The sequence below is a fragment of the Synechococcus sp. A15-62 genome (genome assembly GCF_014280075.1).
In the GTDB taxonomy this organism is placed as follows: Bacteria; Cyanobacteriota; Cyanobacteriia; order PCC-6307; family Cyanobiaceae; genus Parasynechococcus.
In genome coordinates this window covers 399,848-423,531 of sequence record NZ_CP047950.1, presented here as the reverse complement: position 1 = coordinate 423,531, position 23,684 = coordinate 399,848, and the positions used below count along the sequence as shown (strand labels likewise).

The window sequence follows — 23,684 nt, the reverse complement described above, 5'->3', positions numbered from 1 at the left end:
TCTTTTTCGGCCCCATCAGAGCGCTGTGATCACCCCCAACATTCGGCGTTTTCTCAACCTGCTCTGCGGCGAATACAGCAACCAGCAGCAAGCCTTCGACAACCCACCCCTCTATGCCCACATCTTTCTGAGGTATCGCCCACTTATACAGCTCCATCCAGGGTCGATCCTGCTCGAACAGACCTATGCCGTTGATCCCAAGCATCCCTATCGGTTGCGCATGATCCGCGCTGAAGAGCAGACCTCCGGCGCCATCAAGCTCTGGAATCACATCTTCCGCGATCCGAAACGCTTCGCCGGAGCCACGTTTGATCCTCAACTGCGCCTTGCCATTCAGGACAGCGACCTGATCAGCCTGGATCAGTGCCACTACCAAGTGCTCGAACAACCAGACGGCTACCACGGCGCCATGGAACCAGGCTGCAAATGCATCGTGCAACGGAATGGCAAAGACACCGTGCTGGTGAGCAGCTTTCATTTGCAGGGCGACTCCCTTGCGACCCTCGATCGCGGTCATGACCCGGACACAAATGAGCGTTGCTGGGGCTCGGTGGCAGGGCCGTTCCGGTTCAAACGAACTGAAAGCTGGACAGCCGACATGGCATCGGCCTGGGTGTGATGGAACCGCTGAATGAAACGCAGGTGATCCAAAACCTCCGCCAGACGGAGGACCCTTCGGCGCGGTACTACGCCGCCTGGTGGCTCGGAAAAATGCGCAGCCAGCATCCTGATGCCATCCCTCTTCTGCTCAGAGCTCTTGAAGCACTGGATGCCACGCCGATTGATCCAGAGCAGCGCGGTGTCGCTCTCAACGCGATCCGTGCCCTCGGTCTGCTCAGGGACATGAGAGCAGAACAACCTCTTCTGGCGCTGCTGCACTCCAACGATTACACCGTGCGGGAGGAGGTGGTCCGCACGCTTGGTGCCATGGGCAGCTGTGGGGCTGTTGTGGGCATCCGCGCCTTGCTGGCCAGTGGATTGGAGGAAGCAGGAGCTGAGCAACCCTCATCCCCCTTGCTCAACGAACCCTGTGAAGCGTTGCTGGAAGCCCTCGGTGACATTGGTGATAGCAGCAGCAGCAATCTCGCTGTGATTCATCCGTTCACGGAGCACCCGCGGCCATTGATCCGTTCAGCGGCCTGCCGAGCCTTGCTGCAGCTGACCGGTCTTGATCAGTGGGGGATGGAACTGAAAAAGCTGCTGAACCATCCAGAACCCCTGGTGCGCCGTGGCGCGCTGCTCGACCTCGGCGCCACCGGCTGGCTCGCCGCCGTGCCCTCGATCCGCTCGGCTGCGGTGGAACCCAGCCTCAAGCTGGTTGCACTCCGAGAGGTAGCGGAACGCAACGTCGACCCCAATGACGTCCTCGACGCAATGGACGGACTGCTCTGATGACCAGCACAGCATTGGACCAGGCGCTTCAGACGCTCGAGCTAGCCACCAGCACTCCTGAGCTGGTTAAAGCAACGCAAGCCCTTTGTGCACTGAACGACCTTGAGGCCACCAAACCGCTCGTGAAGGTGCTGGGGTTCAACAATCCAGCGGTGGCAGCCGTGGCAACACAGGGGCTGATTCAACTGGGACGGGACATCGTTCCCATCCTTCTGGTGAGCCTGGATGCCCGCAATTACGGCGCACGGGCCTGGGTGGTGAAGGTGATTGCCGCCCTGCGGGATCCACGGGGTCTTGACCTCCTGGAGCATGCCCTTCAGGCCGACATTGCACCAAGCGTGCGGCGCTCCGCAACCCGTGGCCTGGCGGACTTGGAACTCAGTGAAGGCGCAGCGCACGATCAGCTTGAGCGCTGTTTCAAGGGACTGCTCAAAGCCGTGCGAGACGACGAGTGGGTGGTGCGTTACGCAGCGGCCTACGGACTCGAGCAACGCTTGAACAGCACAGCTGTTTCAGCGCACCTGGCCGAACAGGGCCGGGGCGCACTGAACCAGCTCGCATCCGATGCGGAGGGTGTCAGGGTGGTGCAGCTGCGGGCCCTGAAAGCCCTCCAACGCCTCAACGCCGGATGACCCAGAAACTGTTGTTCGTCTGCCTCGGCAACATCTGCCGCTCACCAGCAGCCGAAGGCGTCTTCCTGCATCTGCTTGAAGAGCGTGGCCTCAGTGATCAGTTCGTGGTGGATTCCGCCGGGACGGGCGGATGGCATGTGGGCAACCCGGCAGACCGACGCATGCAGGCTGCAGCCAACCGTCGCGGCATCAACCTCCCCAGCCGCGCAAGACAGATCAGCCTCGACGATTTCTCGAGTTTCGATCTGGTGCTGGCCATGGACGACGACAATCTCGCGGCAGTCCAGGGACTGGCTCGCGAAGCCGGGCCCAGAGCAACGGCCAGCATCAAGCCCATGCTCAGCTACGCCGGCCGGTTCTCTGAAACGGAAGTACCGGATCCCTATTACGGGGGCGAGGCGGGCTTCGAGCATGTGCTCGACCTGCTCGAGGATGCCTGCGCCAACCTGCTCGACGAGCTCAGCCTGCCGGCGTAGGCCAGGCTTCTTCAGCCACCCGAGACCGGAACTGCCCCACCAGGGCATCGATCACAGCCTCGATGCTCATGCCATCGGTCACGAGCTCAACGGCATCGTCCGCCTGCACCAGAGGAGCCTCCTCACGGGTGCTGTCGAGGTGATCCCGTTCGGCGATCTGTGCCTCAAGCTCAGATCGCTCAGGCACCGGGAAGCCCCGCTGCTCCAGATCCAGAGCCCGGCGCCGGGCCCGTTCGCCCACCGTGGCCGTGAGGAACACCTTCAGATCCGCATCCGGGAAAACAGCGGTGCCGATGTCGCGGCCTTCTGCCACCAAGCCACCCTTGGCACCCATCGCTTTCTGTTGAGCGGTCAGTGCTTGCCTGACGCAACGGTGAGCGGCCACTGCCGAAACCGACGCGGTGACCTCCGGCGAGCGAATCGCGTCACTTACGTCCTGCCCATACACCAAGACCTGCTGGCCGCCACCGGGCAGCGACCGCAGCTGAAGGTCGAGGTCGTTCAACAGCGGTGCAATCGACGCCGCATCCTTGGGTTCCACACCGTTCTGTTGCACCAACCAGGTCACCGACCGATACATCGCACCGGTGTCGAGGTAAACCAGCCCCATCCGCTCAGCAAAGGCCCGAGTCACGGTGCTTTTGCCCGCACCGGCAGGGCCATCGATGGCAACAAGTGGCTGGCGGGTCATCAGGAAGACGTGATCAATCAAACGGGTCGTCCCGCAACGCACCGACGCGGCCAACAGTGAGATGGCCGTTTCAGAGCCACAGGGCTGAAGGGTGCGGGGATCGACCCTCTCTACATACTCCACTTCGAGCCCTGCTTTAGCGAGGCTCTGACGCACTGAACTCTCCGGATCACTGGGATCGGCATGACGTAGTGCCGCCGGCAGAGCAGCGGCTCGAGCCCGATCAGCGGAGAAAAGGTATTGGTTGCGGGAACTCAAGGCCAGACCATCTGATTCACGAACGGTGGGAACGCCCTTCACCACCACGCCCAGATCAAGATCGACCACGAGCCGGCGCAGGATCACCAGCTGCTGCCAATCCTTCTCACCCAGCCAAAGGCAAGACGGCTCCACCAGCTGCAGCAGCCGGGCCACGACCGTGACCACACCATCAAAGTGACCAGGACGGGAAGCTCCACAAAGATGGGTCTGCAGGTCTGCCGGTGCTGAACGCGACACCGCTGACGGGAGCCCACTTGGATAGATGGCATCAACACTCGGAGCCCAAAGGGCGTGAGCACCACAACATTCGGCTAAACCCCGATCCGCTTCAAGCGTTCGCGGGTAGCGATCAAAGTCTTCAGCTGGCCCGAATTGGAGTGGGTTGACGAACACACTCACCAGCACAGGCCCCTGTTCCGAGGCCCGGCGAATCAATTCACCGTGGCCTTGGTGCAGCCCCCCCATGGTGGGCACGAATTGCAGCGGCCCACTGAGGTTGGCCCGGAAGCGTTCCAGCTCGGCCTGGGTGGAGAGAACGGCGCAGCTCAGCGCAACACCTCAAGCTTGACTTGAGCGATTCCAGAGGCGGTCAACCCCAGATCAGAGGCGGCACCGTGGCCAAGGTCGATCACCCGGTGATCGATGAAAGGTCCGCGATCATTGATGCGGATCACGGCCGTGCGCCCGTTCCAGAGGTTGGTGACGCGCACTTTTGTTCCAAAAGGAAGCGTGCGGTGGGCTGCCGTCATCGTGCCGCGTCTGTAAACCTCACCATTGGCGGTGCGGTTGCCATAAAAACCGGGGCCATACCAACTGGCTTCACCAGTGATGACCTTCACCACCTCCGGTACAACCTTCAGCTTCGGCTTGGGGAGCTCAGAGGAAGGAGGTGCAAGAACCGGTTTGACCTCCGCAGAAGAAAGGGTTGCTTGCAGCTCAGGGGCTTGGGGCTCGACCACCAGATCCAGAGGGTCAAGCGGCTCTGCACCGTTGAGCGAGAGGAAATCACTGGCCACGACTGGCAGGAGGGCTGCACTGCCTGAAATCGCTCCGGAGAGCGTGGCCAGCGTCAGAAGGACTCGCATGCAGAGCGGCTTAGCCAAGGCCTTGGAACTGAACGCACAGTTCTCTGCCGTTGGCGTGCCTCACCGAAAAAGATTGCTACGAACCTAAAAAAAGTGCTCCTGGAAAGAAACTGGGCGCCATCACAACGATCGGCACAACCAATCAGCCCTGCCTCCACTGCCAATCCGCGTGCTGACTGACAGATCAACGACAGAGCGCAAGCCCCTGTCCATAAGCCGAGAGCTAACTACTGATAAGTGCGGGCAATCAAATGCTGTGCCGACAGAACAATCAGCACAAGCTCCGCGGCATTGCAGGATCAATGCATCGGATTCGTTCCATGGATTACAAGAGCGCTGGAGTTGACGTCGAAGCCGGGCGTGCGTTCGTGCAGCGCATCAAGGCGTCTGTGGAAGCCACCCACCGACCGGAGGTCATCGGCGGCCTTGGTGGTTTTGGCGGTCTGATGCGTCTTCCAGCCGGAATGCGCAAGCCCCTGCTGGTGTCAGGCACCGATGGCGTCGGAACCAAACTGGAACTGGCCCAGGAGCATGGCAGCCATCACGGCGTGGGCATCGACCTGGTGGCGATGTGCGTCAACGACGTGATCACCTCAGGAGCCGCGCCACTGTTTTTCCTGGATTACATGGCTACCGGGGCCTTAGCGCCATCGGCAATGGCCGAGGTTGTTGAAGGCATCGCCGATGGCTGCAGACAGAGCGGCTGCGCCCTGCTCGGCGGCGAAACGGCCGAGATGCCGGGGTTCTACCCCCAGGGGCGCTATGACCTCGCCGGCTTTTGTGTGGCTGTTGTCGAAGAAGAGGAGCTCATCGATGGCCAGCGCATCCAGCCTGGCGACAGCGTGATCGGCGTGGCCAGCAGCGGCGTGCACAGCAACGGCTTCAGCCTGGTGCGCAAGGTGCTGGAGAAAGCCAATGCAGATGCGAACACCGTGTATGGCGACGACCAGCGCCCTCTGATCGGCGACCTACTGGCGCCAACAACCCTGTATGCCGACATGGTGCAGCACCTGATGCAGAGGGGATGCGAGCTCCACGGCATGGCCCACATCACCGGAGGAGGACTCCCCGAAAACCTGCCGCGCTGCCTGCCGGGAGGCTGCTCTGCGCGCATCGATGCCTCCAGCTGGACAAGGCCACCCCTGTTCCGATGGCTGCAGGAGGCCGGAAACATTCCCGAACGGGACCTTTGGCACACGTTCAACCTCGGCATCGGCTTCTGCCTGGTGGTGCCAGCGGGGAGCGAGGCCGCTGTGATCGAGCATTGCCGCGGCAAGAACCATCAGGCTTGGGTGATTGGCAACGTGACCTCCAACACCCCTGGCAGCGCTGCTGTTCTGGAAGGTGTGCCCGCCTGATTGCGTCAGTTTCAGACGGGTTTGATAACGCAGACCACCGGCCCAGAAGGGATCGAATAAACTATGAATATGCACAATCGGAATTTTTCCGATAGCGGCGTCAATACATCTTTTTTCAATGCCTTTTGATAAGCCCCAGCGCATCACGCGCCGTCGGTCGTCTGCCGGTCCGGTTCCGCCAAGACGTCCTTTGCCTTCAGGCCAGGACAGGCAACAGGGCTACAGACAGGGCGCACGACCAACCTTTCTCACGCTCCGTGATCACGGCAAGGTGTTCGTGGCCGACATGCCCCACCTTTCGGATGGGCAGCTCGCGCACATCGGCAAGGAAGCCCAGGAGGTTTTGGAGAGCCTCGAACGGCGGATTCAAGACATGGAGCAGGAGCTCAGCCATGGTCCTCAAGAGCGCGACACCCTGATCAAGGCGTCCACCAAACGCGACGTCACACGTCGGTTCATTCGCGCCATTCAGGACGAACAGGAGCATCGCCAGAACAATCCTGCTCTGAGGAGCGCTGCAGGCGAATCGCTTCCGCGCACCTTTCTCGAGGTCGCCCGGCATCGTCTGCCTGGGGCCACCTTTGATTCCTTGCTGCAGGAAGCCCTCGCCGCCTGCGCCCAGCAACAAGACACTCCCCCTGCACCCACTCGCCTGGAACCCTCCCAGGACAAAGTCATTCCGATTCGCAATGACGGCGACAGCCTCCCGGTGGTGGTGAGCCCGGCTCCTGAATCCGCCTCGGAAGCCTGAGCACAACGCTCAGCGGCTCTGGAAGGGATTGGCAGGCATCCGCTCACTGCATCGGAGTCGGGCCGCATTCAAGGTCTGACGCTCGTGCTGCGACATTGACCACTCCAGTGCGGCAGCGACATCCCTGGCCTGTTCTGGAGTTCGCAGCCCCGGAATCGGCGTTGTGCCAAGAGCTCTGCACCAGTTCAAAGCAACTTGAACCATCGATGCCCCGCGCTCGTTCGCTATCGCCTGCATCGCACTGCGCAACTCAAGGCTGGCCGGAAGCAGGCGCTGGAACAGGCGTCGTCTCAACCAAGTGGCAGAACGTTTCTCCTCAGCCCCAGGAGCACAACCCAGCACGCCGAAAGCCAGAGGGCTGTAGGCCAACACCTCCACGCCAAGGTCTCTGCTGATGGCGATCAACTCGCGCAGCTGATCATCCGCAGGTGCCAACAGCGAACACTGCACCTGAATGCTGCGCAAGGAAACGCCGCGCTCCAACAGACGGCGATGGAGCAACACCAGGCGTTGGGGGCCCAGGTTGGACACCCCCAACTCGTCCACCCGGCCAGCCAGAACGAGCTCAGCCAAGCCATCAAGAAGGCCTGTCTCCTGCCAGGGCGCGTAGCGGGCCGTGCTCCAGTGCAACTGCACCCGTCGCAGCTGCCCTTTGAGCCGTGTTCGACTGGATTCAAAGGCGGCATCAAAGCCCCGACGCCCCCAGCGCCAGGGAAATGGGGCCAGCTTCGTGGCCACCGTCAACTGGGATCGCCGCAGGGCTGGCAACTCGGCGATGAAGTCGCCAAGCAACGCTTCACTGCGTCCACTCAGGCTCCCCGTTCCATAGGAATCCGCGGTATCGATCAAGTTGAGCCCAGAGCTGAGGGCCTGACGGAACGTGGCGCGAAGTCGATTGTCGTCCCGCTGGGCGTCGTACCCCCAAACCGCCTTGTTGCCCCAGGCCCAGGTGCCAAAACCGATGCCGTTCAACGGGGCGATGCTGCTGCCAGCCATGATCGCCATCAACCCGTCTCGCTGCGTCATGACCGCATCCCCCGCACAGGAACCTGCGAGATCGACCGATCAGGCCGTAGAGGGATCGAACCTCAAGGAAGAACGCATTCTCTGCAACCACTGCCGCAGAACCGCCAGCAACGGCATTCACTGCCTGGGCATGTGCGTCGCCGACAGCGATTACTGATGATCCAACTGTGGATGGCGCCACTGCTGCTCGCCGTGCCAGCAGCGGCAGAACCAAAGCTGAGCTTTGGCCGTCTGGAGCACAGCCCTGCGCATTGCCGCATCGTCGTTGGGGGGCGTTCTCTGACCTGCGAACGTCTGCAGATCAGCACGAACGGAAGCCGCGGCCTGCGGCTTCGTTTCATCGGAGACGATCAAACAACAGGCGGCAGCTACCAGTTGAGCTTCGTCAGCCTTGATGGAGACCAAGGCAATCCGCTCAGCTGCGACAACTCCGGCTGCCGTGTGGATTCACGCCGCTGGAATGGAAGCCTGCTCAGCACCTCCTGGGTCCGGTTTGATGCCAGAGGTCTCCCCACGGGCCTTCCTGCAACCCGCATGGCCCAGGGGCGTTGCTGGATTGATGCAGACACCGTCAGCTGCGAGAGTCACACACGCAACGTTGCCGAAATGAGCGCGGAGGCTCAACTGTGATGAGGATTCAAAGGCGGCACCCAGATTCGAACTGGGGATAAAGGATTTGCAATCCTCTGCCTTACCACTTGGCCATGCCGCCGCCCGGGAACAGCTGTCCCCATCAGAGGATCTTATCAGCCATGCACCTGGCTCTCTGCTGTTTCTCTGCAACGGTCACGGGGAAGACCTGATCACCCTGCGGATCATCCAGGCCGTGCATCGGCGCGCACCGCGACGGCCCCTGACCGTGCTCCCTCTGGTGGGCGCCGGCCGGGTCTTTGATGCTGCGGTTCAGCAGGGATGGTTGACACGCCTAGGGCCGAAAGCGGCCCTGCCCAGCGGTGGCTTCAGCAACCAAAGCCTGAGAGGTCTGCTGGCAGACGTCAGGGCTGGTCTCCCCAGTTTGAGTTGGAGTCAATGGCGGTTGGTGCGCCGCCTGGGCCATGAGCGCCAACCCATCGTTGCCATTGGCGATTTGCTGCCACTGCTGATGGCCTGGAGCAGTGGCGCTCCCTTCGGCTTCATCGGCACTCCCAAAAGCGACTACACCTGGCTCAGTGGTCCTGGAGGGGCCAAAAGCGACTGCTACCACCGGCTCAAGGGCAGTGAGTGGGATCCCTGGGAATGGCGCCTGATGCGCTCCCGCCGCTGTCAACTGGTGGCCATGCGTGATCGGCTCACAGCCCGTGGCTTGCAACGCAAAGGCGTGGGCGCCCTTGCGCCGGGCAATCCGATGATGGATGGCCTTCAAATCCAACCGCTGCCATCAGCCCTGGAACGCTGCCGCCGAGTGCTCTTGCTCTGCGGGAGTCGCATGCCGGAGGCCCAGCGCAACCTGCAGCGGTTGGTTCGCAGTGCCATGGCGCTGCCCGGCCGTGTGCCGATGGCACTGCTCGTGGCCGTGGGCGCCCAACCCGATGCAGAGGCCCTGAGCGACAGTCTTGAACAACTGGGGTTTCGACGCAGCCTTCCGCCTTCGGACCAACTGGGTGCCGAAGCCTGCTGGGTGAAAGGAGCCTGCCTGGTGCTGATCGGGCGAGGTTGCTTTGACCGATGGGCCGGCTGGGCAGAAGCCGGCATCGCCACCGCCGGAACAGCGACGGAACAACTGGTGGGGCTGGGCATTCCGGCCCTGTCCCTCCCGGGACCGGGACCGCAGTTCAAGCCGGGCTTCGCCCGCCGTCAAAGCCGCCTCTTGGGGGGAGCGGTTCGTCCCTGCTCTGATGAATCCGAGCTCACTAGACGGCTCGAAGTCCTCCTGGCTGACCCGGCACTCCGCTCCCATCTGGGACGGATCGGGTCGCAGCGGATGGGGCCAGCAGGGGGGAGCGATCAGCTGGCACGCCTAATCCTGGATCGCTTCAACGGATACTGAAGATCCCCGGTTGGTTGCGATGGCCGCGATTCAAGACCCCACCCTCGTCAAACTTTGTGCCCAGTTGGCGAGTCGACTGAGCATCAGCCTTGCCAGTGCCCGGCGCCAGGTGGAACAGGCAGCGGCCCGAGAAGGCCATCGCGATGTGGAAGGACGGCGAGCAATGGCTGAATCCATGCTGGCCGCCCTCGACAAGGACAACGGTGACCACGCCCGTCAGCTGGACGCGTTGCTCGAGAACAGCGAAGGCGACGGCAACTTCATGCTGGAAGACTGAGCTCCAGCCTCAGTGCTCAAAGATCTGGTGAAAACGCAGCCGATCCAGCTCGGCAACCACCGGAACGCATTGAAAGCAGCGTTGCGCCAAATCCCAACGCCCTTCCCGCCGCAACATTTGCTCCAGGCGCTCGCGGGCTGGCAGCAGATAGCGCACATCGTTGGCGGCGTAGGCCAACTGGGCATCCGTGAGTTCGTCCACCCGGCCCCAGTCACTGCTCTGGGCGCCCTTGTCCAGCTCAACGCCAACCAATTCCATCACCAAATCTTTGAGGCCATGGCGGGGGGTGTACGTGCGGCCGAGCCGACTGCCGACCTTGGTGCAGAACACGGGGTTCACTTCGATGCTCAAACCGGCAGCAAGCGCAGCCACATCGAAACGGGCAAAGTGAAACACCTTCTCCACCGTGGGCGCCTCAAACAGGCGCTTGAGATTCGGTGCCTCGGTCTGGCCCAGGCCAATGCGGACACAGGCCACACGGTCCTCAGCGTCGGCGATCTGAACCAGGCAAAGCCGATCACGCCCATGAATCAGTCCCATCGCTTCGGTATCAACGGCAAGCCGCGGGGACTGCAGGTAGCGCTCCGTCCAAGCTGCATCAAGATCGCGATCAAAAACCGCGAATTCCGCTGGGGATGACGACTTCTCAGCCATGGCTTCAGGAAGGGATAGGGCCAGTGTGGCCAATCACCTCCACAGCAAGTCTCAAGACTCTCCCCTTGAATCTCGAAATGAGATCGCTTTTGATTGAAGCAGTTGTCCCGCGCCTGTGTTCTCTCGCAGAAAGCCTTCGCGCACCTGTCTGGCAGACATCGAGCAGTACTTCCATCAGCCGCCGCCGCAATTCCTCGATCTCGAGCTGGCTGTCTGCTGGATCCTCGAGTGCTTGCTTAAAGACGACAACTACCCCTCCGGACTCCTGCAGAAACTGATCCGGGAGGAGCCACAACTGCGGCTTTCTGAAACTGTGCTGCAACAGGCCCTGGAGTTCCTTGAGCAACAGGGCTCGATCAGCAGTTACACCCAACGCTGTCCGAGTCGCGGACGGCCACGGCGCATGCTGCACCTTGAATCCGATGCACGCGGCGAAGCCGAGCGACTGATGCAGCCCTGGCGCAGCTGGCTGGACTCCCACCGGTTCGCCTTGAACTAAGCGATTCAGCCGCCGCAAGGCTTAAAAAGGTTGAACACCACCGGGATGCCATGCCTGCAGGATTCCAATCCACCCTCCTGCTGACTGTTCTGCTGGCGATTGGTCTGGTCTTCTTTCTGCGTGCAGCCAGCAAGGACCGAACCACAGTGGTGGACGTGATGTCCCCCCAACCCCCCATCACCGTTCTTGACGGGCTCAGCACTTGGCTGGAAGACCGCGGCTGGAGCCGAGATGGCGGAGATGCTGAGCGCCAGGTGCTCCGCTTCAAGGGGAAAGTGGCCTCCAGCCAACCCCTTGCCGTGTTGCTGTCAGTGCTAGCGGCCTTTGGCTCCGCCTGCTTCGGTCTGGTCCTGCGTCAGCTGGCACCCCAACTGCACTGGTGGCCTCTGCTGCTGATCGGCCTCGGTCCTCTGGCGGGAGCTGTTTACACCCGGCGGGCCGCTCGCACAGAAGCCCTTGAACTGCAACTCCTTCCTGCTCCCGAGGGAGAGGGCAGCGCCATTCGTCTGCGGGCTCATCGGGACGAATTGATCGCCATCGAACTGGAACTGGCTGAGACCCTGCAACTCGCCAGTGATGGATCCCTGCTCTCCTCCCCCATTTGAACCATGCGTCTGCCGGCCTGGATGCGACGGCGTCGCGTTGCCTCAGGGCTTGCCATCACAGGCCTGTCACTGGCAACCCTGGCGATGACCAAAGCTGCGGAACAGAACAACTGGCTTGGCACAGCTGAGCCCAGCAACGAACCAGAAGAGCAACCTGCACCGGAACCGCCGGAGCCCTGTCCTGAGCCCGCCACACCAGATCCCCTGCTAGGCCCACGCACAAAGAAACCCGGGAGCTGGGTCGGGCAAAGCCCTGTGCAGAGCAACCTGCCAATCGTCGTCATGGCAGGACATGCCGACTCCCAGGGCACCGCCAGTCCAGGAACCCCTGGATATGCCGTGGATCAGCAGAAGCGAGCGCCGATGCAACCGGGCATTCGCGATGAGCTGTTCTGGAACCGCCAGGTTCAGGCCGCAGTGGTGAGCCAAGGCCAAGCCCGTGCCTTGAACATCCGCGCCTACACCCCGCCGTCAATCAGCATCGCGAACGACGACGACCCTGCCACCAACTGGTCGAAGGCCAAAGTCTTTTCGGAGCGTGGTGAATATGTGTTGGAGATCCATTTCGATGCCTACCGGCCCCATGGCTTCGGCTCCGGCCTGATTCCAGTACTCGCCAATGTGCGTGAACTGAATGTTGTCGATGAAAGCCTGGCCCAGGCATTTGGGCGATACCCGCGCCTGTTCCGCGGAGGCCTTGGCGGTCCGCGTCGCGGCATCGGAATTCTCGAAATCGCCATGCTTGAACCCCCTCTCGAAACGAAACTGAGGGATCCGAGCTCAAGGGAGCACACGGTGAACTGCCTGGCCGAGCGCGTGGTGAACGCGCTCGTTCAAGGCGTCAGTTAATTGATCGCTCCATGGGGTCGGCAGCGCTCATCCAGCGAGGCATCACCCAGCCAGTCCTGAGGCTTGGTGAAGAGGTCGGTCAGCAGGGCCTCCCGTGATCCGACCTCTGCGGTGTAGCCGTACTCCCAACGCACCAGCGGGGGCAGAGACATCAGGATCGATTCCGTGCGTCCATTGGTCTGCAGACCGAAGATCGTGCCGCGGTCCCAGACCAGGTTGAACTCCACATAACGGCCCCGGCGATAGAGCTGAAAATCCCTCTCGCGATCGCCATAGGCCATCGGATGACGCTTCTCCACGATGGGGGCGTAGGCGGGAAGGAAGGCTCTGCCATTGGCCTGCCCCAAGGAGAACAGCTGCTCCCAACTCAGCGGCCGAGCTCCCAAGCGGGCTGACACCTGAGCCGCAGGACCGGAGGGATCCTGACCCTTGTAAAGAGTGCCGTTGGCGTCTTGGTAGTCGTAAAAGATGCCGCCGACGCCGCGGGTTTCACCGCGGTGCTTCAAATAGAAATATTCATCGCACCAGGGCTTGAACACCTTGTGCAGATCCGGATGAACCGAATCACAGGACGCCTGATGGGTGCGATGGAAATGACGAGCGTCGTCGAGAAACGGGTAGTAAGGCGTCAGGTCGGCACCGCCGCCGAACCACCACACCGGGCCAGCCTCGAAGTAGCGGTAGTTGAGATGAACCGTCGGGATATAGGGGTTGCGCGGATGCAAAACCATCGAGGTTCCGGTGGCGAACCAGGGATGCCCCTTCGCCTCTGGACGCTGCTTGAGGATCGACGGGGGCAGTTCTTCGCCTTGAACCTCGGAGAAATTCACGCCGCCCTGTTCAAAGACGCGACCCTCACGCATCACCCGGGAGCGCCCCCCACCCCCTTCAGGCCGCACCCAACTCTCCTCAACGAAGCGACCTTCACCATCGAGGGCTTCCAGGCCGGCACAGATTTCATCCTGCAGCCCCATCACCATCGCCCGCGCCCGCTCTCTGGAATCGCTGGGGGGCAGCTCAAGGGGAGCGTTGCTGACACCCACGTCCTGGCGTCCGAGGACGCGGCGAATCAGGGAGCGGACCATGTGTCAGAGACTGAAGACATCGAAACCTAACCAGGTCACCCCAGGCCTGGACAAGAATCCGTCAGGGACTGTCACGGGCGGCGCCCCTAGGATCCGGCTTGCCTTGATGAAACGGATGACCCCGGTCGAGCAGGCCAACCAAGCCCTCCAGCAAGTCAAAGATGCCGGCAGTGGCAAAACGGCCCTGGAGCTCGGCTGGATCGAACAGGTCCGCATCACCCCACCGCGGGCTGTGTTTCGCCTCAGCCTTCCAGGCTTCGCCCAGAGCCAGCGTGACCGCATCGTGTCCGAAGCACGGGGCGCTCTGATGGCGCTCGACGGCATTGAAGACGTTCAGATCGAGATCGGCCAACCGCCAAGCCAGGGTGGTATCGGCCAAGCCGGCCATGGTCAGCCGGCAGAACGCCAGTCGATCCCCGGCGTTCGCCAGGTGATTGCGGTGAGCAGCGGCAAAGGCGGCGTCGGCAAGAGCACCGTCGCCGTCAATCTGGCCTGCGCCCTCGCCCAGACCGGGCTGCGGGTCGGACTTCTGGACGCCGATATTTACGGGCCGAACGCACCAACCATGCTGGGGGTCGCCGACCAAACACCGGAGGTGCAGGGCAGCGGCGATCAACAGCGGATCGTCCCGATCGAAACCTGCGGCATCGCCATGGTGTCGATGGGTCTGCTGATCGACGATCACCAGCCTGTGATCTGGCGCGGCCCGATGCTCAACGGCATCATTCGGCAGTTCCTCTACCAGGCCGAATGGGGTGAGCGGGACGTCCTCATCGTTGACCTGCCGCCGGGCACCGGTGATGCACAGCTCTCTCTGGCCCAGGCGGTGCCGATGGCCGGCGTTGTGATCGTGACCACCCCCCAGCAGGTATCGCTGCAGGATGCGCGACGGGGTCTTGCAATGTTCCGACAGATGGGCATTCCCGTCCTCGGCGTGGTGGAGAACATGAGTGCCTTCATTCCCCCAGACCGTCCCGACTGCCGCTATGCCCTCTTCGGCAGTGGCGGCGGTGCCCAACTCGGCGCGGACTATGACGTTCCCCTGCTGGCTCAGATCCCCATGGAGATGCCAGTGCAGGAAGGCGGTGACACGGGACGACCGATCGTGATCAACCGCAGCGACTCCGCCAGCGCCGTGGAGTTCAAGGGCCTTGCTGAAGCCGTGCTCAAGGCCGTCACCCAGCCCGTCTGACGATGTTCAGCCGACGTGACCGCCGCAGATCGCACCGGGAGTGGGTGCTCTGGGGTGTTCCGCTCGGAATGATCGCCATCGCCGGGGTGCTGATCGCCAGCACCCAACGCCAGGCGGACTATGCCGACTGGTATCACCACTGGATCACCGCGGCCTTCGGAGTGCTGCTGGCGCTGGGGTTGGAACGGCTGCCGCTGCAGCGTCTCCGGCCTCTGTTGGTTCCCGTCTACGCCCTCACGGTGATCAGCCTCATAGCGGTGCGCGTGATTGGAACCACAGCGCTGGGTGCCCAACGCTGGATCAGCATTGGCGGGGTTCATGTTCAGCCATCGGAATTCGCCAAGATCGCGGCGATCCTGCTCGTGGCAGCGGTGTTGTCGCGACACCCGGTGGAGCGACCGATTGATCTGATGCGCCCGCTGGGGGTGATTGCGGTGCCTTGGCTGCTGGTGTTCATCCAGCCTGATCTCGGCACATCCCTAGTGTTCGGAGCCCTAATGCTCACGATGCTCTATTGGTCGGGGATGCCGATCGAGTGGGTGATTCTGTTGCTGTCACCGCTGGTAACGGCCCTGCTCTCAGGCCTTCTCCCCTGGGCCATGGGGATCTGGATCCCGCTGATGGGAGTTCTCGCGTACCGCTCCCTGCCCTGGAAACGGCTGGCGGCGACAGCAACCCTGGCCGTCCATGGCGCCATGGCTGCTGTGACGCCATGGCTCTGGATGTATGGATTGAAGGACTATCAACGGGACCGTTTGGTGCTGTTTCTCGACCCCAGTCAGGATCCATTGGGCGGGGGCTATCACCTGCTCCAGAGCACCGTGGGCATCGGTTCAGGCGGCGTCTTAGGCACAGGTCTTCTTCAAGGCCAACTGACCAAGCTGCGTTTCATTCCTGAACAGCACACCGATTTCATCTTCAGCGCCCTGGGCGAGGAAACCGGTTTTGTTGGCTGTCTTCTGGTGGTTCTTGGCTTTGCAGCGTTGATGGCGCGGTTGCTCCAGATCGCGCGCAATGCCCGCACCGACTTCGAATCACTGGTGGTGATCGGGATCGGCACGATGCTGATGTTCCAGGTGGTGGTCAACATCTTCATGACCATCGGCCTCGGCCCCGTCACGGGGATCCCCCTGCCCTTCCTCAGTTATGGGCGCTCAGCCATGGTGGTGAACTTCATCGCGCTCGGCCTCTGCCTGTCGGTGGTCCGGCAAAGCCGTCGCTCCTTGGCACAACTCCGTTGACCGGTCCCTCCTTCACCGACCTGCGGCAACGGCTGGCGCAGGACGTGCCCCAGGGCCGCTGCGATGAGATTGGTGTCCGGCGGCTTTGGTGGGCTGCCCTGGAAACCCTGCAACAGGACCTGCTTGAGCGCGGCCTGGAACGCGGCATCTGGCTGGCTGCACCCCTGCCGGCTCTCTACGAACCGGAGTTGCTCCAACATCTGCAGGGATGGGTGTGGGCTCCAGATCAACTGGATCAACTGAGTCCACATCCAACGGCACTGCCGGGACAGTCCAGCAGCGATGAGCCCGGTTCCCTGCGGGGATTCCAACGCTTGTCCCTGCGCCCCGACGACGGGGATGACCCACTGCTGCTGGTGATCACGCCCGAGGTCCAGGTGGCCCTTGCGCTGCATGGGCCGGCCCAGAAGCGTCAGCTGCTGATGCGTTGCGACCCGGCAACGCTCAGTGATGTTCTGGTGCAGCTGGGGGGTCGGCTGGAGCACCAGTCACCAGCACAGGCTGAGCAGCTGCGCAAAGCGCTCGAATCGATCGGCTCCCTGCAGAGCAATGCAGCCTGGTCAGAACAGTTCTGGCCCCGTCTCACCGAGCGGCTCACCGGCACAGCCCCTGGGCTGATGCTGCAACCCATCCAGGCTGAGCGCCCACCGGAAGCTCCCAGCCATGGAGATCTGAATTTGCTGGAAGCGATCACCCATGAGGTGCGAACCCCTCTGGCCACGATCCGAACACTGATCCGCTCTCTGCTGCGGCGGAAGGATCTGGCTGATGTCGTTGTGAATCGCTTGCGGCAGATCGATGTGGAATGCAGCGAGCAGATTGATCGCTTTGGCCTGATCTTCCATGCCGCTGAACTGCAACGGGAGCCCAACGAGGCCAATCTGGCCCGCACGGATTTGCAAGCCATGCTGAGCGCCCTTGCGCCCAGCTGGACGGAGCAGCTGGACCGTCGCGGGATCGCCCTTGAGCTGGATCTCAGCGCTGATCTGCCGGCGATCCTCAGTGATTCCCGGCGACTGGAACCGATGCTGGGGGGTCTGATCGACCGCAGCACCAGGGGGCTCCCCTCCGGCAGTCAGCTCACGCTTCACCTCCAGGCAGCGGGTCCGCGGGTGAAGCTTCAGCTGCACGTGGAGCATCCCGACAGGAGCCAGGCCACAGAGGCCGGCTCGGCGCCCCAGCGCGAGAACGTGGGAACCGTCCTCAGCTGGGATCCCAGCACTGGGAGCCTGCAGTTAAGCCAGGATGCGACCCGCCAGATGATGGCGAGCCTGGGGGGCCGCTATCAGCCCAGGCGTGACCGCGACATCACTGTTTTTTTTCCGGTGCATACCCCTGGAGAGTGATGGGTTTGTTGACGGGTGTGAAGCTTGCTTTCGGAGGTCAAAACAGGCCCCAATGATGGTGCTACTTTCCAGCCATAACGGCTCTTGTGGATTCTTTCAGCCATGGCAGCAACGGCGTTAAACGGTCAACTTCCCCAGCACATCGCCAGCACTGGCGGCCTTCTGAATTCAGCGGAGACTGAAGAGAAATACGCAATCACCTGGACCAGCAAGACAGAGCAGGCCTTTGAGCTGCCCACCGGTGGTGCCGCTCTGATGAATTCAGGTGAAAACCTGATGTACTTCGCTCGCAAAGAACAGTGCCTCGCCCTCGGCACTCAGCTGCGCACTAAATTCAAGCCCCGGATCGAGGACTACAAGATCTACCGGATCTACCCCGGTGGTGACACCGAATTCCTGCATCCCAAGGATGGCGTGTTCTCCGAGAAGGTGAACGAAGGTCGTCCCATGGTGGGCCACAACCCCCGTCGCATTGGCCAGAACGTCAACCCGGCCAACATCAAGTTCAGCGGCCGCAACACCTTCGACGCCTGATCTCTCAAAGCGGTCGGTCGCCCGGAGGTCATGATCTCCGGGTCTCGGCTGCGATGATCAGGTCATGTTCAGTCCCGATCGCGACGCCTTTCATCAGGCTGTTTGCAGTGGTGCCAACCTGATTCCTCTGGCTCAGAGTTGGCCCGCAGATCTTGAAACACCCCTCACCACCTGGATCAAGGTGGGCGACGGAAGGCCTCCAGGCGTGCTGCTGGAATCTGTCGAAGGTGGTGAAACCCTCGGGCGTTGGAGTGTGATTGCCTGCGATCCTCTCTGGACGGCGTCGGCGCGGAACGATCGTCTGACGCGCACCTGGCGTGACGGTCGTGAAGAGCAGTTCAGCGGTAACCCGTTCGAATCCCTGCGCGACTGCCTCGCGCCGTACTCCTGCGTCAACCTGCCGGGCCTCCCTCCCCTGGGACAGCTGTACGGAGTTTGGGGCTACGAACTGATCCAGTGGATCGAACCCACCGTCGCAGTCCACCCCCGTGCTGCGGCCGATCCCCCGGATGGGATCTGGATGTTGATGGACGCGATCCTGATCTTTGATCAGGTGAAACGACAGATCACCGCCGTCGCCTTCGGCGACCTCTCCAACGGGGCGGATGAGGAGCAGGCCTGGCAGACCGCCATCGGACGAATCGAGGCCCTGCGCCAACGGATGAACGCACCTCTGCCCGCCGTCAAACCACTGACCTGGGACGCGAGAAGCAAAGAGCTTCCCGCTGTGCGCTCCAACCGCAGCCGCGATGAATTCGAAGCCGCCGTCGACACCGCCAAGGAACACATCGCAGCCGGCGATGTGTTCCAACTGGTGATCAGTCAGCGCCTGGAGACGGAGGTCCCTCAATCACCCCTAGAGCTGTACCGCAGTCTGCGGATGGTGAATCCATCGCCATACATGGCGTTCTTCGATTTCGGGGACTGGCAACTGATTGGCTCCAGTCCCGAAGTGATGGTTCAAGCCGAACCGGCTGCTGATGGCATCCACGCCAGCCTGCGGCCCATCGCCGGAACACGCCCTCGCGGCGCCACTCCCCTGGAGGACCGCGAGCTGGAAGCTGACCTGCTGGCCGATCCCAAGGAACGGGCTGAGCACGTGATGCTGGTGGATCTGGGCCGCAATGACCTCGGCAGGGTCTGTCAGCCCGGAAGCGTGGCGGTGCAGGACCTGATGGTGATCGAGCGCTACTCCCACGTGATGCACATCGTCAGCCAAGTCGAAGGACGTCTAGGCCCGGCACACGATGTGTGGGATCTGCTGATGGCGGCGTTCCCCGCCGGCACCGTCAGCGGTGCACCAAAAATCCGGGCGATGCAACTCATCCACGAGCTTGAACCCGATGCGCGTGGCCCCTATTCCGGGGTGTACGGATCCGTTGATCTGGCCGGGGCCCTCAACACGGCGATCACCATCCGCACCATGGTGGTGCAACCCCGTGACGGCGGAGGTTGCCGGGTCAAAGTGCAGGCCGGGGCCGGTGTTGTGGCCGATTCACAGCCGACGGCAGAGTTTGAGGAGACCCTCAACAAAGCCCGGGGAATGCTGACCGCACTGGCATGCCTGAATCCGCCGGAATGACAGCGCAACCCCTTCTGCTGAAAGGCTTCGAAGTTGAACTGTTCACCGGTCGCACCAACGGAGCAAACGTGGGCGTCGCCTCCGACGTGGCCAGGGACCTGCCTGGCTTTGTGACAGAGCCGGACTGTCGCAACCTCGAATACGTCACCGACCCGATCCGGGATTACGCCGCACTGCCCGAGGCGCTGCTCGCTCCCCGGCGGACGCTGCGGCAGTGGCTGCAGAAGCGTGATCTGACGCTTCTTCCCGGCAGCACCATGAGCCTGGGCGACAGCAGCCGATTCGAACGCTCCGACCCAGACAACGCCTATCACGCGCTGATTGAACAGCTGTATGGCACCAGGGTCGTGACAGCCAGCATCCACATCAACCTCGGGATCACCGATCTCAACTGGTTGTTTGCAGCAGTTCGGCTCGTGCGCTGCGAAGCGGCTTTGCTGCTCGCCCTGAGTGCCAGTTCTCCCTTCCTGGATGGGCGGAGCACCAGCCACCACTCCCAGCGATGGCATCAATTCCCGCTCACGCCCCCCGCGGTTCCCCTGTTCCGGGATCATGAGCACTACATCCAATGGGTGGAGGAGCAACTGGCCACGGGTGCCATGCGCAACGAGCGTCACCTGTGGACGTCCGTTCGGCCCAATGGTCCGCGGCGTCCCTACGACCTCAACCGGTTGGAGTTACGAATCTGTGATCTGGTCACCAATCCCGATGAACTGCTGGCGATCACCTGTCTGCTGGAGCTGAGGCTGCTGGCCCTCAAAAGCAACATCGAAAGCCTCGATCCGCTTCGTGGCAGCTCCCTTTCCGCCGATGAACTGGTCCAACTGGCCGATAGCAACGACGCCGCTGTGGCCCGATCCAGCCTGAATGCTGAACTCAGGCATTGGCAGGACGGCCGTGCAATCACTTGCAGGGACTGGCTGATGGAGCTGCTTGATCAGCTGGCCCCCCTGGCCGAATCGCTCCAACTCAACGACTGCTTGAAGCCCTTGGATTCTCTGCTTGTTCATGGCAATCAGGCCATGCGCTGGGAAACGGCCCATGGCCAGGGCCAAGCCATCGAAGACCTGCTTCTGAAAGGTATTCAGCGGATGGAGGAGGAGGAACGGATCTCCACTGGGGAAGCCTGTTTGGGATGATCGTGTTGAGTTCGTCGCAGCGTGGAGACTTCATGCCCGAGTCCACCACCCCTGTCTCCGAGCAAGAGACTGCACGCATGAGCGGTGGTGGATCCGGCGCAGGGCAGCTTCTTCAGCACCGTCTTGATCTAATTGAAGACCTCTGGAAGTCGGTGCTGCGCAGTGAGTGTCCCCCGGAGCAGAGCGAACGCCTGCTGAGGCTCAAACAACTCAGTGACCCAGTCTCTCTAGAAGGACGGGACGGCAACAGCACGAGCGAGGCGATCGTCGAGCTGATCAAGGCCATGGATCTTTCAGAGGCCATCTCAGCGGCCCGTGCCTTTTCGCTGTACTTCCAGCTCATCAACATTCTTGAGCAGCGGATCGAGGAAGACAGCTATCTCGACAGCCTCAAGCCCAGTGCTGACGCCGCGCAACGGGATGCCTTTGATCCCTTCGCTCCGCCCCTCGCCAATCAAACCGATCCAGCCACCTTTGGAGAGGTGTTCGAGCGGCTGCGACGGATGAACGTTCCCCCTGCGCAGGTGGAACACCTGCTGCGGGAACTGGACATCCGACTGGTCTTCACCGCACACCCCACCGAAATCGTGCGGCACACGGTGCGGCACAAAATCCGCCGCGTGGCCAATTTGCTCCAGCAACTTCAATCCGATGCTCCTCTGGCGCATCAGATGCGTGAGGAATGCCGCGGCCAACTGGAAGAGGAAATCCGCCTGTGGTGGCGAACCGATGAACTCCACCAGTTCAAGCCCACCGTGATCGATGAGGTGGATTCAACCCTGCACTACTTCCAGCAGGTGTTGTTTGACGCGATGCCGACACTGCGCAGAAGGCTGATTACTGCCCTGCATCGCCACTACCCCGATGTCCAGGTCCCCCAGGCGTCGTTCTGCACCTTCGGCTCCTGGGTGGGTTCCGATCGGGACGGCAATCCCTCGGTCACACCCGAGATCACCTGGCGCACGGCCTGCTATCAGCGTCAGCTGATGCTCGAGCTGTATATCAGCTCTGTGCAGTCGCTCCGCCAGCAGCTGAGCATCTCCATGCAGTGGAGTCAGGTAGCTCCGTCCCTGCTGGAGTCGCTGGAGATGGATCGGCTCCGGTTCCCGGAGATTTACGAGCGCAGAGCAGCGCGATACCGGCTGGAGCCATACCGGCTGAAGCTCTGCTATGTGCTTGAAAAACTGGAGCGCACCCTCGCCCGCAACAACCAGCTGTCGGAGGCGGGCTGGCAGATGCCCTGTGAAGCTCTGGCTGATCCCCAGGCCGGGCTGAGCGGCGCTGAGGTTCTCCACTACACCTCGGTGGACCAGTTCCGTAGTGATTTGGAATTGGTGCGCAACAGCCTTGTCAGCACCGAACTGAGCTGCGAACAGCTCGACACGCTGCTGCACCAGGTGCACATCTTCGGGTTCTCGCTGGCCAGCCTCGACATCCGTCAAGAGAGCACCCGCCACAGCGATGCCATCGATGAACTCACCCGCAACCTGGACCTTCCCCAGGCCTATGGGGACATGGATGAAACGGAGCGGATGGCATGGCTTCTGCAGGAACTGCAGACCCGTCGCCCCCTGATTCCGCCTGCCGCCAGCTGGTCGGCGGCGACAGCCGAGACGCTGGCGGTGTTCCGCATGCTTCAACGTCTCCAGGAGGAGTTCGGTCCGCGGATCTGCAACTCCTACGTGATCTCCATGAGCCACACGGCATCGGATCTCCTGGAGGTTCTGCTGCTGGCCAAGGAGGCAGGCCTGGTGGATCCCCCCAACAAACGAGCCTCCCTGTTGGTGGTGCCGCTGTTCGAAACCGTGGAGGATCTCCAACGGGCCCCTGAGGTGATGGAGGGACTTTTCAAGACGCCGCTGTACCGCGAACTCCTCCCCGTTGTTGGGCAGCAGAAACAGCCGCTGCAGGAGCTCATGCTGGGCTACTCGGACAGCAACAAGGATTCCGGCTTCCTCTCCAGCAACTGGGAGATTCATCAGGCTCAGATCGCCCTTCAGGAACTCGCCAGCCGCCAGGATGTGGCACTTCGCCTCTTCCACGGCCGTGGTGGATCCGTCAGTCGTGGCGGCGGGCCGGCCTATCAGGCGATCCTGGCCCAACCCAGCGGCACGCTGCAGGGCCGGATCAAAATCACCGAACAGGGTGAAGTGCTGGCCTCCAAATACAGCCTGCCTGAGTTGGCGCTCTACAACCTGGAGACCGTCACAACGGCCGTGGTGCAGAACAGCCTGGTGACCAACCAGCTTGATGCGACACCCAGCTGGAATCAGCTGATGAGTCGTCTTGCCACCCGCTCACGCGAGCATTACCGGGCTCTGGTTCACGACAACCCCGATCTGGTGGCGTTTTTCCAGCAGGTGACACCGATCGAGGAAATCAGCAAACTGCAGATCTCCAGCCGACCGGCCCGCCGCAAAACCGGTGCCAAGGACCTCTCCAGCCTGCGGGCGATTCCCTGGGTCTTCGGCTGGACCCAGAGTCGATTCCTTTTGCCGAGCTGGTTTGGCTTCGGCACGGCGCTCTCGGAAGAAGTGGGCGGCGACTCCGAACAGCTCGACCTGCTGCGGCGCCTCCATCAACGTTGGCCGTTCTTCCGGATGCTCATTTCCAAGGTGGAAATGACCCTCTCCAAGGTGGATCTCGACCTGGCCCATCACTACATGAACAGCCTGGGGCACCCCGAACAGCGGGAAGCCTTTGAAGCGATCTTCCAGGTGATCGCCAAGGAATACGAACTCACCCGCAAACTGGTTCTGGAAATCACAGGCCAAAACCGACTGCTAGGCGCTGATCAAGGGCTGCAGCTGTCTGTTGATCTGCGCAACCGCACCATCGTTCCCCTGGGCTTCCTTCAGGTTGCACTGCTGAAGCGACTGCGGGATCAGAACCGGCAACCCCCCATGAGTGAGACACCCGGCGCCCCCGAGGACACCCGCACCTACAGCCGCAGCGAACTGCTGCGGGGGGCCTTGCTCACCCTCAACGGCATTGCCGCCGGCATGCGCAACACCGGTTGATC

25 protein-coding genes and 1 tRNA gene are annotated in these 23,684 nt (G+C 62.1%); 20 read left to right on the top strand and 6 right to left on the bottom strand.

The annotated features are described in order from the left end of the window. The first annotated feature begins 25 nt into the window (after window positions 1-25). From SynA1562_RS02180 to SynA1562_RS02165, 4 genes are read left to right on the top strand one after another with little or no spacing between them, the layout of a single operon-like run. On the top strand, window positions 26-619 hold the full coding sequence (locus SynA1562_RS02180; RefSeq protein WP_186494574.1) for a chromophore lyase CpcT/CpeT: 594 nt from the start codon (window positions 26-28) through the stop codon (window positions 617-619). After that, entirely contained in the window at window positions 619-1,392 is a 774-nt protein-coding gene (locus SynA1562_RS02175) for a HEAT repeat domain-containing protein (protein ID WP_186494573.1), read from the top strand. Before SynA1562_RS02180 ends, SynA1562_RS02175 begins: the two co-directional genes overlap by 1 nt. Continuing rightward, complete coding sequence (locus SynA1562_RS02170) at window positions 1,392-2,024, top strand: HEAT repeat domain-containing protein (protein WP_186494572.1); 633 nt, start codon at window positions 1,392-1,394, stop codon at window positions 2,022-2,024. Before SynA1562_RS02175 ends, SynA1562_RS02170 begins: the two co-directional genes overlap by 1 nt. Further along, the gene (locus SynA1562_RS02165; protein ID WP_186494571.1) at window positions 2,021-2,500 is read left to right on the top strand and encodes a low molecular weight protein-tyrosine-phosphatase; all 480 of its coding nucleotides are present in this window, start codon (window positions 2,021-2,023) and stop codon (window positions 2,498-2,500) included. The genes SynA1562_RS02170 and SynA1562_RS02165 overlap by 4 nt, the downstream gene beginning before the upstream one ends. On the opposite strand, the gene SynA1562_RS02160 is transcribed toward SynA1562_RS02165, so the two are convergent. Together SynA1562_RS02160 and SynA1562_RS02155 are read right to left on the bottom strand one after the other, a co-directional pair. Further along, window positions 2,484-4,001, bottom strand: coding sequence for a bifunctional pantoate--beta-alanine ligase/(d)CMP kinase (locus SynA1562_RS02160; protein WP_186495259.1), 1,518 nt, complete (start codon window positions 3,999-4,001; stop codon window positions 2,484-2,486). The two genes, SynA1562_RS02165 and SynA1562_RS02160, sit on opposite strands and share 17 nt — an antisense overlap. Next, the gene (locus tag SynA1562_RS02155) at window positions 3,998-4,537 is read right to left on the bottom strand and encodes a septal ring lytic transglycosylase RlpA family protein (RefSeq protein WP_186494570.1); all 540 of its coding nucleotides are present in this window, start codon (window positions 4,535-4,537) and stop codon (window positions 3,998-4,000) included. The genes SynA1562_RS02160 and SynA1562_RS02155 overlap by 4 nt, the downstream gene beginning before the upstream one ends. 320 nt (window positions 4,538-4,857) lie before the next feature. Here SynA1562_RS02155 and purM point away from each other — a divergent pair, with 320 nt between their 5' ends. Together purM and SynA1562_RS02145 are read left to right on the top strand one after the other, a co-directional pair. Then, window positions 4,858-5,895, top strand: a complete 1,038-nt coding sequence (gene purM / locus SynA1562_RS02150) for a phosphoribosylformylglycinamidine cyclo-ligase (RefSeq protein WP_186495258.1) — start codon at window positions 4,858-4,860, stop codon at window positions 5,893-5,895. A gap of 118 nt (window positions 5,896-6,013) precedes the next feature. Continuing rightward, window positions 6,014-6,646, top strand: coding sequence for a histidine phosphotransferase (locus SynA1562_RS02145; protein ID WP_186494569.1), 633 nt, complete (start codon window positions 6,014-6,016; stop codon window positions 6,644-6,646). Window positions 6,647-6,655: 9 nt separating this feature from the next. Here the strand turns inward: SynA1562_RS02145 and SynA1562_RS02140 are convergent, their stop codons facing one another. Then, entirely contained in the window at window positions 6,656-7,672 is a 1,017-nt protein-coding gene (locus SynA1562_RS02140; RefSeq protein WP_186494568.1) for an aldo/keto reductase, read from the bottom strand. Here SynA1562_RS02140 and SynA1562_RS02135 point away from each other — a divergent pair. Together SynA1562_RS02135 and SynA1562_RS02130 are read left to right on the top strand one after the other, a co-directional pair. Continuing rightward, window positions 7,671-7,829 (top strand): hypothetical protein, encoded by a 159-nt coding sequence (locus tag SynA1562_RS02135; RefSeq protein WP_186494567.1) that lies wholly within the window; start codon window positions 7,671-7,673, stop codon window positions 7,827-7,829. The genes SynA1562_RS02140 and SynA1562_RS02135 overlap by 2 nt on opposite strands. Then, on the top strand, window positions 7,829-8,302 hold the full coding sequence (locus tag SynA1562_RS02130) for a hypothetical protein (protein ID WP_255445692.1): 474 nt from the start codon (window positions 7,829-7,831) through the stop codon (window positions 8,300-8,302). Before SynA1562_RS02135 ends, SynA1562_RS02130 begins: the two co-directional genes overlap by 1 nt. Window positions 8,303-8,313: 11 nt before the next feature. Here SynA1562_RS02130 and SynA1562_RS02125 read toward each other — a convergent pair. Next, a tRNA-Cys gene (locus SynA1562_RS02125) sits at window positions 8,314-8,384 on the bottom strand. 54 nt (window positions 8,385-8,438) lie between these two features. Here SynA1562_RS02125 and SynA1562_RS02120 point away from each other — a divergent pair. Further along, a complete protein-coding gene (locus tag SynA1562_RS02120; protein WP_186495256.1) occupies window positions 8,439-9,659 on the top strand; it encodes a lipid-A-disaccharide synthase-related protein in 1,221 nt (406 codons plus the stop codon). A gap of 19 nt (window positions 9,660-9,678) precedes the next feature. After that, window positions 9,679-9,936 carry a hypothetical protein gene (locus SynA1562_RS02115; RefSeq protein ID WP_006850096.1) on the top strand — a complete coding sequence of 86 codons (258 nt, stop codon included), beginning with the start codon at window positions 9,679-9,681 and terminating at the stop codon, window positions 9,934-9,936. A 9-nt stretch (window positions 9,937-9,945) separates the two neighbouring features. Here the strand turns inward: SynA1562_RS02115 and SynA1562_RS02110 are convergent, their stop codons facing one another. Further along, window positions 9,946-10,590 (bottom strand): ribonuclease D, encoded by a 645-nt coding sequence (locus SynA1562_RS02110; RefSeq protein ID WP_011363420.1) that lies wholly within the window; start codon window positions 10,588-10,590, stop codon window positions 9,946-9,948. A gap of 115 nt (window positions 10,591-10,705) precedes the next feature. Here SynA1562_RS02110 and SynA1562_RS02105 point away from each other — a divergent pair, with 115 nt between their 5' ends. From SynA1562_RS02105 to SynA1562_RS02095, 3 genes are read left to right on the top strand one after another with little or no spacing between them, the layout of a single operon-like run. Then, entirely contained in the window at window positions 10,706-11,089 is a 384-nt protein-coding gene (locus SynA1562_RS02105) for a helix-turn-helix transcriptional regulator (RefSeq protein WP_115010493.1), read from the top strand. A gap of 50 nt (window positions 11,090-11,139) precedes the next feature. Further along, a complete protein-coding gene (locus SynA1562_RS02100; RefSeq protein WP_186494566.1) occupies window positions 11,140-11,694 on the top strand; it encodes a cofactor assembly of complex C subunit B in 555 nt (184 codons plus the stop codon). A 3-nt stretch (window positions 11,695-11,697) separates the two neighbouring features. Continuing rightward, window positions 11,698-12,543, top strand: coding sequence for an N-acetylmuramoyl-L-alanine amidase (locus SynA1562_RS02095; RefSeq protein ID WP_186494565.1), 846 nt, complete (start codon window positions 11,698-11,700; stop codon window positions 12,541-12,543). Here the strand turns inward: SynA1562_RS02095 and hemF are convergent. Further along, window positions 12,540-13,628, bottom strand: coding sequence for an oxygen-dependent coproporphyrinogen oxidase (gene hemF / locus SynA1562_RS02090; protein ID WP_186494564.1), 1,089 nt, complete (start codon window positions 13,626-13,628; stop codon window positions 12,540-12,542). The genes SynA1562_RS02095 and hemF overlap by 4 nt on opposite strands. Window positions 13,629-13,743: 115 nt before the next feature. Here hemF and SynA1562_RS02085 point away from each other — a divergent pair, with 115 nt between their 5' ends. The 7 genes from SynA1562_RS02085 to ppc all read left to right on the top strand — a co-directional run bounded on the left by SynA1562_RS02085 (window position 13,744) and on the right by ppc (window position 23,682). Further along, the gene (locus SynA1562_RS02085; RefSeq protein WP_186494563.1) at window positions 13,744-14,820 is read left to right on the top strand and encodes an Mrp/NBP35 family ATP-binding protein; all 1,077 of its coding nucleotides are present in this window, start codon (window positions 13,744-13,746) and stop codon (window positions 14,818-14,820) included. A gap of 2 nt (window positions 14,821-14,822) precedes the next feature. Further along, entirely contained in the window at window positions 14,823-16,061 is a 1,239-nt protein-coding gene (gene rodA / locus SynA1562_RS02080) for a rod shape-determining protein RodA (protein WP_186494562.1), read from the top strand. Continuing rightward, window positions 16,058-17,407 (top strand): sensor histidine kinase KdpD, encoded by a 1,350-nt coding sequence (locus SynA1562_RS02075; protein WP_186494561.1) that lies wholly within the window; start codon window positions 16,058-16,060, stop codon window positions 17,405-17,407. Before rodA ends, SynA1562_RS02075 begins: the two co-directional genes overlap by 4 nt. A 102-nt stretch (window positions 17,408-17,509) precedes the next feature. Beyond that, the gene (locus SynA1562_RS02070; RefSeq protein ID WP_011363412.1) at window positions 17,510-17,941 is read left to right on the top strand and encodes a photosystem I reaction center subunit II PsaD; all 432 of its coding nucleotides are present in this window, start codon (window positions 17,510-17,512) and stop codon (window positions 17,939-17,941) included. 64 nt (window positions 17,942-18,005) lie between these two features. Further along, a complete protein-coding gene (locus tag SynA1562_RS02065) occupies window positions 18,006-19,523 on the top strand; it encodes an anthranilate synthase component I family protein (protein ID WP_186494560.1) in 1,518 nt (505 codons plus the stop codon). Continuing rightward, window positions 19,502-20,662, top strand: a complete 1,161-nt coding sequence (gene gshA / locus SynA1562_RS02060) for a glutamate--cysteine ligase (protein ID WP_370593240.1) — start codon at window positions 19,502-19,504, stop codon at window positions 20,660-20,662. The genes SynA1562_RS02065 and gshA overlap by 22 nt, the downstream gene beginning before the upstream one ends. Window positions 20,663-20,694: 32 nt before the next feature. Beyond that, window positions 20,695-23,682: a phosphoenolpyruvate carboxylase gene (gene ppc, locus SynA1562_RS02055; protein WP_186494559.1), complete on the top strand. Its 2,988-nt coding sequence runs from the start codon at window positions 20,695-20,697 to the stop codon at window positions 23,680-23,682. Window positions 23,683-23,684 lie beyond the last annotated feature (2 nt).